Below are 470 nucleotides of genomic sequence, written 5' to 3'. Positions count from 1 at the left end.
ATACTTACCTCTGAACTGTCGTCATCAGAAATTGTTACTGTTGCTGTATTATTTGCTCCAATGCTGATTTGTGGATCTCCAGATGTAATACTTGTTAAAGTAACAACTACCTCTTCATCTGATTCCAGGATGTTGTTATCAATCACAAGTACATCAATGGTTCCACTACTTGTATTGGCAGGAATCTCAATGCTGCCTGATAAAGCTGTATAGTCTTCATCTGCTGTTGCACTTCCACCTACTGTGTAAGCAATTATTGTTGCTACATCCGATTGATTACTCAAGCTTACCGTAAACTGTCCGTCGTTATTTGGCTCACCTGCTTCATCATCATTGGCTGCAATACTTACCTCTGAACTGTCGTCATCAGAAATTGTTACTGTTGCTGTATTATTTGCTCCAATGCTGATTTGTGGATCTCCAGATGTAATACTTGTTAAAGTAACAACTACCTCTTCATCTGATTCCAG

Annotated in this window: 1 protein-coding gene; it reads right to left on the bottom strand. The window is 38.9% G+C overall.

The genetic code is table 11. The features are described from left to right. Positions 1-470, bottom strand: a 470-nt coding sequence (locus ELS83_RS21875) for a Calx-beta domain-containing protein (protein ID WP_216616782.1), incomplete at both ends; no start/stop codon positions are given.

The organism is Marinifilum caeruleilacunae (assembly GCF_013141825.1).
Classification (GTDB): domain Bacteria; phylum Bacteroidota; class Bacteroidia; order Bacteroidales; family Marinifilaceae; genus Marinifilum; species Marinifilum caeruleilacunae.
Note: the sequence above shows the minus strand (reverse complement) of the source record. Positions and strands in the feature narration are given on the sequence as shown.